The organism is Parabacteroides merdae ATCC 43184 (assembly GCF_025151215.1).
GTDB lineage: Bacteria > Bacteroidota > Bacteroidia > Bacteroidales > Tannerellaceae > Parabacteroides > Parabacteroides merdae.
This window is the reverse complement of sequence record NZ_CP102286.1, coordinates 2,430,562-2,444,240: the sequence shown is the minus strand read 5'-3', so window position 1 is coordinate 2,444,240 and position 13,679 is coordinate 2,430,562. Positions and strand designations below refer to the sequence as shown.

The window sequence follows — 13,679 nt, the reverse complement described above, 5'->3', positions numbered from 1 at the left end:
GAGAAATTAATCCCGAGTCAATAGCCGGGGGATTAATCCCCCGGTGTAAATTGTAAATTAAGAATGATGGAAGAGAAGAAAGGAGAATATAAGATATTGTTTGTGTGTCTGGGAAATATTTGCCGGTCACCGTCGGCTGAGGCCGTGATGAAGAAGTTGGTTCAGGATGCGGGACTGGATGGCCGGATCAAGATCGATTCTGCCGGTATTATTGGGTATCACGCAGGAGAAAAAGCCGATCCGCGTATGCGCTCGCATGCGGCCCGTAGGGGATATAAGTTAGATTCGGTCTCCCGTCCGGTATGTACGGAAGACTTTTTCGACTTCGACCTGATTATCGGAATGGACAACCGTAACATAGACGATCTGAAACGGAAAGCCCCGGATTTGGAATCCGTGGAAAAGATACATCAGATGACGGAATATTCCCAGAACAAGCTGTATGACCATGTCCCCGATCCGTACTATAGTGGAGCGGAAGGTTTCGAGCTGGTCCTTGATCTGCTGGAGGATGCTTGCGCTGGGCTACTGGATGAGCTTGTACAGTTTATTTCTTCAAATCCGGATAACTGATTCGTGTATGGTACATGATCTTCAGTTTTTCCACAAAGACATTCTTAACCGTTTCCACATCCTTGAACGTCAGCGGGGCATTACGCATCAGTCCGTCGGCAATCTGTCCGTCTATGATCTTGTCGACTAAGGCACGAATGTTTTCTTCCGTGTGTTCTTTCAGGCTACGGGAGGCCGCTTCTACGGAATCAGCCATCATCAGGACGGCAGTCTCTTTCGAGAACGGGTTCGGCCCCGGATAGGTGAAAGCCTCTTCGTCTATTTCGCGGTCGGGATACTGGTTTTTGAAAGAGTTATAGAAGTATTTGGCTTTTCCGCGTCCGTGATGGGTACGGATAAAATCGATGATGGCTTTTGGCAACATTGCTTTTTCTGCGATCTTGACACCGTCGTTCACATGATTGATAATGATTTTCGCGCTTTGGTCGAACGATAGCTGGCTGTGCGGATTGATACTGCTTTGGTTTTCGGTAAAGAATGCCGGATTCGCCATCTTACCGATATCATGATACATGGCTCCTGTACGTACGAGCTGCGCGTTTGCTCCGATAGCGGCAGCCGCTTCCGACGCTAAGATCGACATCTGCAAAGAATGTTGGAAGGTTCCCGGAGATATTTCGGACAGCTTTTTTAGGATCGGCGTATTGATGTTGGAGAGTTCGACCAACGTAATGCTGGACACATAACCGAATGTCTTTTCCAGCATATAGACTAATATGTAAGTAAACATCAGCAGGATAAAATTGATGCCGAAATAGAGCATCATCATCCAGTTGATCTTCTTGAAGTCCGCTTCCTGGTAGATGGACAGGCTGATGTAGCAGAGCGCATAGGACATGAAGATGAAGAAAGCGCAGCGGATCAGTTGGGAACGTTCGTATAAATCCCTCAAGCTGAATGTCACGACCATGCCGGCAATCACCTGTAGCAACAGGAATTCGTGTGGGAAAGGCACCATTAGTGAGCAGATCAGCACGATGATCAGGTGTGTGAACAGCGCCGTGCGCGAGTCGAAGAACGTGCGCACGACAATCGGCACGATAGCGAACGGGAGGATATAGACATTGAACAACCCGTACGTCACGCAAAGCTCTGTTAGTATGCAGCTCACGAATACGCATAGTACGAGGAAAAGCGCATTCCTCCTGTTATGCAGGATTTTCAACCGGAAAGACCACAGGTACAGCCAGAAGCAGAAGAGAATACCGAATACCAGCACGAACTGGCCTCCCATGATGATACCTTGCCGTTGGGCTCCTCCGGACTTGGTCTCGTGTACGATCTTAAGGGAACGGAGCACATTGTAAGTATGGTTGTCGATGATTTCGCCCCGGTCGACGATACGTTCTCCTGCCTGTATCATGCCGTTGGCCAGCGGGATGCTGTTCAGGATATCTTCCCTGACTTTTTCCGACATCGTCTTGTCGTATGTGATATTTTCCACCAAATAATTGTTGATATCGCAAGATTGCAATACCGACTTGTCCAGATAAGAGGGGCAATTGTTGATGATAAACTCATACGCCGTCTTGACTGTAAAAAAATCGCTACTGTAATGGGGGTGCGCTACGCTGCTCGCGAGCAGGTTGATGCGGGGATATTCCTCCTTCTTGAGTTCATCCATGTCCTGGGTAGAAATGATACCATCCCGGTATAGCTTTTGCAAGCTGTTTTCGATATACTGCATATAGGCCGGAGTCGCCCGGTTCCTCAGCGTGCCCTGATAGTCGGCGCGTAGTTTGTCTATCTCTTCAGATTCGATTGTGGTATCCAGTCGGTAATAAGGCTCGAACTTTTTGAGAGCGCTGTCGCGTTCGGCCTGTACTTCCGCATCAGTCTTGTAGATCGGGAAGTCGCTCGGAGCGGTAAGCAACCCGTACCGCCAAGGTTTTCCTTCATAGAATTGGTAACGGAATTTTCCTTCCCTCGGAAAGAAGTAAGCGATCAACAAGGCCGCCACAATAAAATAGACACTCGGATGTATGCTATAGTTATTTGCTTTCATAATGTTCTGTTTTATGTATTGAAAGGCGAAATGTACATAAAAAAGTTTACTAAGAGAAAAAAAAGGGCTACTTTTGCCGCAGTAAACGGAATTATGATTTATGAATTGTGATTTATGCGTCGTTATAAATCACAATTCATAAATCACAAATCATAAATCACATAGAAAGATTATGACTCAAAGGAAAGTTAGAGTCCGGTTTGCACCGAGTCCCACTGGGGCCTTGCATATCGGAGGTGTTCGTACAGCTTTATACAATTATCTATTTGCCAAACAGAATGGTGGAGATCTGATTCTCCGTATTGAAGATACCGACTCGCAGCGTTTTGTTCCCGGAGCGGAAGCCTATATTATAGAAGCGCTTACCTGGTTGGGGATCAAGTTTGACGAAGGTGTCGGCTTCGGAGGCGAATACGGGCCTTACCGTCAGAGCGAACGCAGGGATATTTACAAGAAGTATGTCGATCAGTTGTTGGACGCCGGTTGTGCTTATATCGCATTCGATACCCCCGAAGAGCTGGATGCCAAACGGAAGGAAATCCCCAATTTCCAGTATGATGCGTCTACCCGTATGCAGATGCGCAACTCGCTGACTCTTTCCGAAGAAGAAGTGAAGTCCTTGATCGATGCCGGCAACCAGTATGTGGTCCGCGTCAAGATCGAACCGGATGAAGATATCCATGTAAACGACCTGATCCGTGGCGAAGTGATTATCAACTCTTCTATCCTGGACGATAAAGTCTTATATAAATCAGCCGACCAGTTGCCTACTTACCATCTGGCCAATATCGTGGACGATCATTTGATGGAAGTGACGCATGTGATCCGTGGTGAAGAATGGTTGCCGAGTGCCCCGCTTCACGTACTGTTGTACCGTTATTTCGGATGGGAAGACACGATGCCCCGGTTTGCACACCTGGCTTTGCTTTTGAAACCGGAAGGCAACGGCAAGTTGAGCAAGCGTGACGGTGACCGCCTGGGCTTCCCGGTGTTCCCGTTGGAATGGCATGACCCGAAGAGCGGTGAGGTTTCTTCTGGTTATCGCGAGAGCGGTTACCTGCCCGAAGCGGTTGTCAACTTTCTGGCCTTGTTGGGATGGAATCCTGGTAATGATCAGGAAGTAATGAGCATGGACGAACTGATCCATAGCTTCGATCTGAGCCGTTGCAGCAAGAGCGGAGCCAAATTTGATTATGAAAAGGGAAAATGGTTCAACCATCATTATATCCAGGCTATGGACAATAAGGAAGCAGCCGCCCTCTTTATGCCGATCCTCGAAAGCCACGGTGTGAAAGCAGACCCAGCCTATGTGGAGAAGGTCGTAGCCATGATGAAAGACCGTGCCACCTTTATCAAGGACTTGTGGGATCTTTGCTCGTTCTTCTTCATCGCTCCGACGGAATATGATGAAAAGACACGCAAAAAACGCTGGAAGGAAGACAGTGCCGCCCAGCTTGCCGAACTGATCGAAGTGCTTCGCGCACGTGAACCGTTCGATATCGAAGGTACGGAAGAAGAGGTAAAAGCCTGGATCGAAAGCAAAGGCTACCATTTGGGAAATATAATGAATGCGACTCGTCTGGCCCTTGTCGGTGAAGGCAAAGGTCCGCATATCTTCGACATAACGGAAGCCTTGGGTAAGGAAGAGTCTATCCGCCGCATCCAGAGAGCGATAGATAAATTGTCAATTGACAATTGATAATTGACAATTCTTTTATCATGTACAGCTTACTCATACATTTCTATGCCTTTATTGTCGCTATGATTTCTCCTTTCCACCGGAAGGCACGCCTGATGCGTTTCGGCCAGTGGAAGACGAATAGCATTTTGCGTGAGAAGATAGACCGGAATGCGAAGTACATCTGGTTTCATGCTTCTTCGTTGGGAGAGTTTGAGCAAGGGCGTCCTATGATCGAAAAGGTCAAGGCGCAATATCCGGAATATAAGATATTGCTTACATTCTTTTCTCCCTCAGGCTATGAAGTGCGGAAAAACTATAACGGGGCGGATATCGTTTGCTATCTGCCTTTCGATACGCCTTACCGGGTAAAGAAGTTCCTGAATCTGGCGAATCCTGCTGTGGCTGTTTTCATCAAGTATGAGTTTTGGGGAAACTATTTGCGTGAGTTGAAGAAGCGGGGAATCCCGGTTTATATCATTTCAGCGATCTTCCGTCCCGACCAGTTGTTCTTTCAATGGTTCGGAGTTCCTTATCGAAAGATGCTGTACTGCTTTACGCATTTGTTTGTGCAGGACGAACGTTCGAAGGAACTGCTTGGGCAATATGGCATCCGTAACGTGACGGTCTACGGCGATACCCGTTTCGACCGTGTGTTGGACGTGCGTAATCAGGCGCGTGAGTTGCCAGAATTCGAACGGTTTGTAGGGGAAAGATGTCAGACGCTGATCGCCGGGAGTTCCTGGCCGCAGGATGAGGAGATACTGATCCCTTATTTCAACGAGCATCCGGAGATGAAGCTGATCATCGCCCCGCACGAGATTCACCGGGAACATCTGATGTATATCGAGTCGTTGTTGAAACGCCCGTCTGTCCGCTTGTCCGATGTGATGCAGGACAAGAGCCTGCTCGAAGGGAAAGATTGTTTGATCGTGGATAGTTTCGGGCTGTTGTCTTCCATCTATCGGTATGGGACGATCGCCTATATCGGCGGCGGTTTCGGAGCCGGCATCCATAATACGTTGGAGGCGGCGGTTTACGGTATTCCGGTGTTGTTCGGTCCCCGGTTTCAGAAGTTCAAGGAGGCCCGTGACTTGATCAAAGTGGGCGGAGGATTCTCGGTCGCATCAAAAGATGAGTTCGTGGCCAAGATGGATGAGCTGTTGACCTATGCAGAGGTCTTGAAGGCTGCCGGCGAGAGTGCCGGCCAGTTTGTGAAAGGCAATGCGGGTGCGACGGATGGGATATTGAAGGAATTGGCTTTATAAGCTTTGTAGAACGAGGCGGCATCAAAAGTGTTCTGTCATGGCGGACTTGATCCGGGGATGACGGATGACGACTTTTGATGCCGCCTTTTTTTAATCTGGTAATAATGAATATTAGACATTCTTTGTTGGGGCTATTCTTGCCCCTTTCTTTGTTTTCCTGCCATACGGTGGAGAAGGAAGCAGTCGGGCGTCCTTTGTCCTCTTATGTAAATCCGTTTGTAGGAGCTTCAACGAATACAGAACTGGCGGGCGCGAGTCATGGACTTGGAAAAACGTTTCCCGGGGCGACAGCTCCTTTCGGTATGGTGCAGGTCAGCCCCAACACGATTACCGGAGGCGACAACGGTCCCGGCTATAGTTATGAGCATACGACTATCGAAGGATTCGCATTTACGCAAATGTCCGGTATCGGCTGGTACGGCGATTTGGGGAACTTCTTGGTGATGCCTACAATCGGGGATTTGCATACATTCGCCGGCACGGAAGACAAGCCGGAAGAAGGATATCGTTCCCGGTATGACAAGTCGACCGAAAAAGCCTCGGCAGGCTATTACTCTGTTTTTCTTTCCGATTATAAGATTCAGGCGGAAGCGACCGCTTTGCCTCATAGCGGAATGCTTCGTTTCACTTTCCCGGAAAGCAAGGAGGCCCGCATACAAGTCGATCTGGCCCGGCGGGTAGGAGGAACATCGACACTTCAGAGCGTAGAGGTGGTGGACGACCATACCATCAAGGGCTGGATGCAATGTACGCCTGATGGAGGCGGTTGGGGAAACGGTGACGGTAAGGCCGACTATACGGTCTATTTCTATGCCCAATTTTCCAAACCTTTTTCCGGACATGGCGTTTGGTCTGCCGATATTCCGGACGATTGGGGACGTAAACGTGAAGATGTTTGTAGCGAGCGCTATCGCGAAGCAATCCGCCAAGCAGCCATCCATCCTTCCGTTTCGGCATTTGAAGGCAAGCACTTAGGCTTTTATGCCAATTTTGAAACCAAACCAGATGAAGTGATCTTGCTAAAGAGTGGTATCTCTTATACCAGTTTGAAGAATGCGGAGGAGAATTTGGCGGCGGAGATGAAAGACTTCGATTTTGACCGGACGCATGCCGAGTGTGTCCGTCTTTGGAATGACGAGTTGGCGAAAGTCTCCGTCGAGGGAGGAACCGACGAGGAAAAGAGGGTTTTCTACACGGCTCTTTATCATACGTTGATTGATCCGCGCCTTTGCAGCGACATCAACGGTGAGTACACCGGGGCGGATAAAAAGATCCATCAGACTGGCAAGTTCCGTAAACGGACGATCTTCAGCGGATGGGATGTCTTCCGTAGCCAGATGCCTCTTCAGACCATCATCAACCCGGAGATGGTGAACGATCTTGTCAACTCGCTTGTGGAGATAGCCGACCAGAGTGGTAACGAATATCTCGAACGGTGGGAGCTCTTGAATGCTTACTCCGGCTGCATGGTGGGCAATCCCGCCATTTCGGTTTTGTGTGATGCTTACCGGAAAGGTATTCGGGATTATGACGTGGAGAAAGCATACCGCTATGCTCTGAACACCTCCCGGCGCTTTAGCAATAATGACGACGGCTATACGCCCGGCAATATATCCTGCACGCTGGAATACGATTATACGGATTGGTGCATGGCCCGTTTGGCCGAGTGGTTGGGGAAAGAGGGCGACCGGGCTCATTTTGACAAGCGTGCCCTGTCGTATGCAACTATCTTCGATCCTGAATCGGGATGGTTCCGTCCGCGTAATGAGAAAGGCGTCTTTTCTTCTTTGCCTGAAAAAGGACGTTTGCAAGAGGGCTATGGCTGCGTGGAATCCAATCCTTACCAGCAAGGATGGTTCGTGCCGCACGATGTCGAGGGGATGATCCGCCTGATGGGAGGCCGTGAAAAGGTTTTGGCCGACCTGACGGATATGTTTGAGAAAACACCGGGCGACTATCTCTGGAATGACTATTATAACCATGCCAATGAACCGGTCCATCATGTGCCTTTCCTGTTCAACAGGTTAGGGATGCCTTCGCTTACCCAAAAATGGACACGCGACATTTGCCGAAACGCTTATCACGACAAAGTGACCGGCTTGGTAGGAAACGAAGATGTCGGGCAGATGTCGGCTTGGTATGTGTTGGCGGCTGCCGGCATACATCCGATATGTCCGGGCGATGGCCGCTATGAGATCACCAGTCCGGTATTCGACCGGGTGGAGTTCCGTCTGGACCCGGCTTATGCTGCCGGTGGCTCTTTTGTGATCGAAGCCCGTGACAACAGTCCGGAGAATATCTATATCCAAAGTGCGACGCTCAACGGGAAGAAGTATGATAAATGTTACCTGACGCACGATGATCTGGCGGCCGGTGGAACGCTTGTCCTCCAAATGGGTGTCAAACCTTCGGATTGGGGAAAAGATTGATCGGATGATACCTTTCGGCGGAGAGGCGTTTTCTGGCTTCACCCTGTCTCGTCCTGAAATAGGTTGACTGTGTATTAAAAAATCCTGTTATAGGTTATTCATAAATGTAAACAACAGACAAACTGTCCCGTCCTAAAGTGGTATTTGATATTGTATAATATGCAATGATATGGATATTTATGTCGTTTTTGCTAACTTCTTTAGTTTTCGGCCTTGGTCGAAAAGGTTTTTGACTAAGGTCGAAAGCCCTTTTGACTAAGGTCAAAAACGTATTCGACAAAGGTCAAATGTTTATAGGTTGCATGGTTTTGCAATAGTAATATGATTGCTATCCTCTAAATATAGCCTGTTCGTAAGAAAAACGAGAAATACTTACTTTTGTTTGCCTGTATAGTTTCTTCTCTCTATATTTGTGTCCGTACACTTGCATGGCGTTGCAGGTCCCTGCATTTTATTGATTACAAGAAGCGTTTAAAAGATATTATCCGGATATTGAAACTTCGACACTTTCAGACCAGAGGATAATAGGCAACTGAACGCTCACGTACCTTCCTTGTTATATATATTCATGCCTGGCATGGGTATGTCTTCAAGAATAGAAGGGCGTGGGCTGTTGTTTATATCACTGGTCGGGCAGTCGAAGGCCTCAATATCAGGTATATCAACAGTTCCCACGCCTCTTTTTATGAAAAAATCATCCGGTTCGGGAATTGCCGGATAATTTAATTCTTTATTATTATGAACAAAACGAAAACGTTTAAAAGGCTGCATCTGCCCATGTTAGTCTTTTTGTTTTTTGTGTGCACGACCACGCTTTCCTATGCCCAGCATATGGTTTCCGGCGTAGTCAAGGATGTGACCGGTGAGCCTATCATCGGGGCGAACGTAGTCGAGAAAGGGACTACGAATGGTTCCATTACCGACATCGACGGTAAATTCTCTTTTTCCATCTCTAAACCGGTTGTTACGTTGTCTGTTTCCTACATCGGGTATCAGCCGCAAGACTATGCTTACAAAGGACAAGGGAGTGTGATTATCATCTTGAAAGAGGACCTGCAAAATCTGGACGAAGTCGTGGTTGTCGGCTACGGTGTGGCCAAGAAGCGGGACTTGACCGGTTCGGTTGCCTCCGTGAAGGGAGAGAAGTTGCAGGAGACGGCTTCTTTCAGTGCGGCACAGGCGTTGCAAGGAAGGGCTGCCGGTGTGACGATTTTGTCAACGAGTGCAAAACCGGGCGAGGATGTGCAGGTTCGTGTGCGTGGTAACCGTTCTTTAAAAGCGACAAACGATCCGTTATATGTCGTGGACGGTATTCCTATCGTGGTGGCATTGAGCGAATTGAGTCCATCCGATATTGAATCGGTCGAAGTGTTGAAAGATGCTTCTGCCACGGCTATCTATGGGTCGCGTGGTGCGAATGGTGTTATTCTGGTAACAACAAAGAAGGGGAAAGAGGGTAAGGTGCAGGTCGATTATAACGGCTATGTAGGTGTACAGCAAGCTGCCCGTAAGATTGAAATGTTTGATGGCGGAGAGTGGGTCGAAATGGTACGCGAGGCGAATCGTGCCACAAACAAGACTACTCCGTATCCGCTTGTCCCGACATTGGATTGGGATCGTAAGATCGGTTATTTCAATGCAGATCCGAGTATAATGAACAAGATCGAACAGGGATATGACGAAAACGGTGTCTGGCATTCTGACCGTGTCCCTTACACCGACTGGACAGAGGAGGCCTTGCGTGTTGCTCCGATCCACAATCATGAAGTCAGTGTTCGAGGTGGTACGGAGAAGCTGAAGATGCTCGCTTCCGCAACTTATTTCGGACAAGATGGTGTCGTGAAGGGACAAGATTATCGGCGCTATTCGGTTCGCGTCAATTTCGACTGGACTTTGAATAAATATGTGAAGGTCGGCGGTTCAACCTCTTTCTCTCATCTTGATCGTAACAACGGGGGGAATCTTTATGATGGAGTGAAACTGACATATCCATTGGCTGACATTTATGATGCAAATGGAAACATTATTGAAGCCCGTCCCGGTAATGATCCGCAGCTGTGGAATAAATTCCTGAATATAGAACATGAGAAGAAGGAGATAAAGAAAGACCGTTTCCTGGGAAGTTATTATCTGGATGTTACGCTTCCGTTCGATATTAAATACCGTTCGAATGTCGGTATCGACATAGGTCCCTGGTACGGCAACGAGTTCTACGGAGCGTTGAGTTCGGACCGTTCCGGCAGTCCGGCGCGTGCTGTCAATGCCCGTGACAACCGCCGTATGTACACGTGGGAAAACCTGTTGTTCTATAACAAGACCTTCAAAAAAGATCATACCCTGGGCTTGACTTTCCTGCAATCCATCCAGCAGGAAACATACGAGAAGTCGGAAATCAAAGTGAAAGACCTGCCTTACGAGAACCAGACTTGGAACAATGTCGGTTCGGCCCAGACGATCGAGTCCGTATCGAGCGATTATCAGCGTTGGAATCTGGCTTCTTTCATGGGACGTGTGAATTATAACTATAAGGACCGATATCTGCTGACGGTATCTGCCCGCTACGACGGTTCTTCCCGTCTGGCTCCGGGGCATAAATGGGTGTTGTTCCCCTCTGCTGCCCTTGCATGGCGTGTCAAGGAAGAATCGTTCCTGAAAGATGTCGACTGTCTGAGCAATTTGAAGCTCCGCCTGGGTTGGGGTATCACCGGCAACACGGCTATCGATCCCTATAAGACGCAGGGTAACCTTGAGTACGGGCGTTACAGCTATGGTTCGAACGGTGTGCTGGCCTTCTATCAGAAGGAGATGCCGAACCCGAACTTGTCATGGGAAAAGACCGAGCAATGGAATGCCGGTATCGATTTCGGTTTCTTGAACGGCCGGATAGGTGGGAGCGTGGATTTGTATCTTCAGAATACGAACGACCTCTTGATGGACCGGCAGTTACCGATCGTTTCCGGTTTCGGCAATGTGACGACCAATATCGGGCAGATTCGTAACAAAGGTCTGGAAGTAACCTTGAATACGGTCAATATCGATACGAAAGATTTCAAGTGGACGACCGACTTCATGTTCTCCGTCAACAAGGAAGAGATCGTGGAACTCTATAACGGGAAAGTCGACGACGAAGGAAATAAATGGTTTATCGGCCAGCCCGTGAAAGTGTTCTATGATTATAAGGCCGACGGTATCTGGCAACTGGAAGATGCTGCCGAACTCGAAAAGTGGGGAGGCGTCTTTAAGCCCGGCGATATCAAGATTGTCGACCGCAATGGCGACTATAAGATCACTTCCGAAGACCGCTTTATTCTCGGTCATGAGAATCCGAACGTGACGTTGAGCATGAGTAATTATTTTAATTATAAGGATTTTGATTTCAGTTTCTTCCTGAATGGTGCTTTCGGACAGACGAAATCTTTCAACCGTGAACTCCGTTTGAGCGGACGTTATAGTGGTGCGAAAGTAAATTACTGGCGTATTATCGGCGAGGATGAAAACGGCAACCCGATCAGTAACCGCAGTAACGAAGCTCCGCGCCCGAATATCGACTTCGAGAACCCGAACTACATTTCTTCCCTTTATAAGGAAGACGCTTCGTTCCTGAGAATCGGCCAGGTGACATTGGGCTATACGTTGCCGAAGGCATTGTTGCAGAATGTCGGTATCCAGAAGTTGCGTGTATATGCAACCGTACAGAATGCGTATGTCTTTACGGGCTATTCAGGTACGGACCCGGAAAGTGGCGGTGACTTCAATGAACCGATGCCGAGGACGTATCTGTTTGGTGTGAACCTGAGCTTTTGATAATAACTAACATGATAAATAGACGATAGTATGAAAAATATAATAAAATATGGTTTGCTGTCTTTAGTGGCAGCGGCCGGCGTGTCGTGTGAATCTTTCCTGAATGAAAAGGTGGTCAGCGGGGTGTCGTATGATTATCTGGAAACAAAGACCGGTATAGAAACTGCTGTGAACGGCGTTTATTCGACTATGCGCTGGTATGTCGGTGGCGAGCGTTATTATTGCCTGACCGAGTATGGCGTGGATTATGTCTGGGAAGGGGCCGATGGCGGTAATAAGGATGCTTTCAATAAATACAGCAATCAGTTGAACTCTTCTTTCGGTATGTTGTATGAATTTTGGGAAAATGCTTATAAAGGTATTACACGGGCCAATACGGCTTTGATGTATCTGCCGAAAGTGGGAGATATGACCGATGCCGAGAAAACGGCGCGTGAAGGTGAACTTCGTTTCATGCGTGCCTATTTCTATTTTGATCTGGTTCAGCAATTTGGACGTATTCCTTTATTGACGGAAGGAAACGTTTCTGAAATCAAGACCGACTTTAAACGTGCTTCGGTGGCGGATGTGTATGCGTTTATTATTAGCGATTTGCGTCAGGCTTATGAAGTGTTGCCTGATGTGGCCATGCAGGCGGATCGTGGTCGTGCAACCAAATGGTCGGCGGCTAATTTGTTGTCGAAAGTTTATTTGACAAGGGGGAGCGCTATCAAAGATCAGCGCGGACAACAACCAACCGATATGGATAGTACGGCTTATTTTGCCGAAGCGGTTATCAACTCCGGAAAGTTCGCCTTGGATTCGGATTATTCAATGACATTCGATCAGGACAGACAGAAGGTGTTTTCTGAAACAATCTGGGGTGTCGAGTTTACAAACGATGTGTTGTTTAACGGTTCGGAAGGAAACAAGATGCACCTGTATTGGGTTCCGACTTACGAAAAATTGCCGGGTTTGCAACGCGACCTTCAGCAAGGGCGTGCTTGGAAACGTATGCGGCCGACTCCTTATTTGCAAACCCAGTTGTTCGACCACCTGAATGACTCCCGTATGTATAAGATGTTCAGTTGGGTGTTCTATGCGAATAAAGAATCTTCCATCCCTGTCTGGAAAGACAAATATTATTACGTAAATGAAAATGGAGAGGAGACGGGTGATTTGCTTTATGAAACGCCTGCTGAACTGGTTGGCAAACCAAAGTTCGCTTTAGGAGATACGGCGGCTTACTTTATCCCGAAATATTATGGCGCGAAAGATTATAAAGGTGCTGTGATCGACAAAGCGAAAGACCGCCAGATGCAATTGGACATCGCAAAGGCGCCTTATACATTGATTCCGATCGATGAAAACACGAACCACTTTTTCCCTTGCCTGAAGAAATGGCTCGATACGCAACGTCCGGATATGAACTATGAACAGGGAGGACGTAACTTTGTCCGTATGCGGCTGGGTGAGACGTATCTGATAGCTGCCGAAGCTTATGGCAGAAAGGGGGATTTCGAGAAAGCGGCTTCGCTGATCAACGTCGTCCGTAAACGTGCCGCCTACAAAGAAGGAGAAGCCAAACCGCAGGAGTGGTGGCAGATAGATGGTGGCGATATGGCTAACCTGGCTGGTTCGACTGAAAAGTCGATGCTGGTGACGCCGGCAGAGATCAGTGACGATTTTATCGGTTTTATGCTGGATGAGCGTGCCCGTGAAACATACGGCGAGATGAACCGCTGGGAAGACTTGGTGCGTACGGAAACGTTGTACGAGCGTGTGAAAGAGTTTAATCCGGATGCCGCTCCGAACATAAAGGAATATCACAAACTACGTCCGATTCCGCAGAACCATATCGACCGCCTGTCTCCGAAGCCATCTGCCGAAGAGGCGCAGAATGAAGGATACTATTGATAGTTGAAAATCGAAAGTTGAAAATT

The 13,679-nt window shown here is 48.1% G+C and carries 7 protein-coding genes; 6 read left to right on the top strand and 1 reads right to left on the bottom strand.

The genetic code is table 11. The annotated features are described in order from the left end of the window. Nucleotides 1–63: 63 nt before the first annotated feature. The gene (locus NQ542_RS10120; RefSeq protein WP_005636733.1) at nucleotides 64–573 is read left to right on the top strand and encodes a low molecular weight protein-tyrosine-phosphatase; all 510 of its coding nucleotides are present in this window, start codon (nucleotides 64–66) and stop codon (nucleotides 571–573) included. Here NQ542_RS10120 and NQ542_RS10115 read toward each other — a convergent pair. Next, nucleotides 548–2,578: an HD family phosphohydrolase gene (locus NQ542_RS10115; protein ID WP_005636727.1), complete on the bottom strand. Its 2,031-nt coding sequence runs from the start codon at nucleotides 2,576–2,578 to the stop codon at nucleotides 548–550. The genes NQ542_RS10120 and NQ542_RS10115 overlap by 26 nt on opposite strands. A gap of 172 nt (nucleotides 2,579–2,750) precedes the next feature. Here NQ542_RS10115 and gltX point away from each other — a divergent pair, with 172 nt between their 5' ends. The 5 genes from gltX (at nucleotide 2,751) to NQ542_RS10090 (ending at nucleotide 13,653) form a co-directional block, all read left to right on the top strand. Beyond that, nucleotides 2,751–4,277: a glutamate--tRNA ligase gene (gltX, locus tag NQ542_RS10110; protein WP_005636724.1), complete on the top strand. Its 1,527-nt coding sequence runs from the start codon at nucleotides 2,751–2,753 to the stop codon at nucleotides 4,275–4,277. Nucleotides 4,278–4,297: 20 nt separating this feature from the next. Next, on the top strand, nucleotides 4,298–5,524 hold the full coding sequence (locus NQ542_RS10105; RefSeq protein WP_005636722.1) for a 3-deoxy-D-manno-octulosonic acid transferase: 1,227 nt from the start codon (nucleotides 4,298–4,300) through the stop codon (nucleotides 5,522–5,524). A 104-nt stretch (nucleotides 5,525–5,628) separates the two neighbouring features. Then, complete coding sequence (locus tag NQ542_RS10100) at nucleotides 5,629–7,953, top strand: GH92 family glycosyl hydrolase (RefSeq protein ID WP_005650854.1); 2,325 nt, start codon at nucleotides 5,629–5,631, stop codon at nucleotides 7,951–7,953. 738 nt (nucleotides 7,954–8,691) lie between these two features. Further along, nucleotides 8,692–11,757: a SusC/RagA family TonB-linked outer membrane protein gene (locus NQ542_RS10095; protein ID WP_121955710.1), complete on the top strand. Its 3,066-nt coding sequence runs from the start codon at nucleotides 8,692–8,694 to the stop codon at nucleotides 11,755–11,757. A gap of 30 nt (nucleotides 11,758–11,787) precedes the next feature. Beyond that, nucleotides 11,788–13,653 (top strand): RagB/SusD family nutrient uptake outer membrane protein, encoded by a 1,866-nt coding sequence (locus NQ542_RS10090; RefSeq protein ID WP_005636710.1) that lies wholly within the window; start codon nucleotides 11,788–11,790, stop codon nucleotides 13,651–13,653. Nucleotides 13,654–13,679: the final 26 nt, after the last annotated feature.

Bases quoted from the DNA above. Each gene is read 5' to 3' on its own strand.
- NQ542_RS10115 (WP_005636727.1), bottom strand. From the start codon at position 2,578: ATGAAAGCAAATAACTATAGCATACATCCGAGTGTCTATTTTATTGTG.
- NQ542_RS10105 (WP_005636722.1), top strand. From the start codon at position 4,298: ATGTACAGCTTACTCATACATTTCTATGCCTTTATTGTCGCTATGATT.
- NQ542_RS10100 (WP_005650854.1), top strand. From the start codon at position 5,629: ATGAATATTAGACATTCTTTGTTGGGGCTATTCTTGCCCCTTTCTTTG.
- NQ542_RS10090 (WP_005636710.1), top strand. From the start codon at position 11,788: ATGAAAAATATAATAAAATATGGTTTGCTGTCTTTAGTGGCAGCGGCC.
- gltX (WP_005636724.1), top strand. From the start codon at position 2,751: ATGACTCAAAGGAAAGTTAGAGTCCGGTTTGCACCGAGTCCCACTGGG.
- NQ542_RS10120 (WP_005636733.1), top strand. From the start codon at position 64: ATGATGGAAGAGAAGAAAGGAGAATATAAGATATTGTTTGTGTGTCTG.
- NQ542_RS10095 (WP_121955710.1), top strand. From the start codon at position 8,692: ATGAACAAAACGAAAACGTTTAAAAGGCTGCATCTGCCCATGTTAGTC.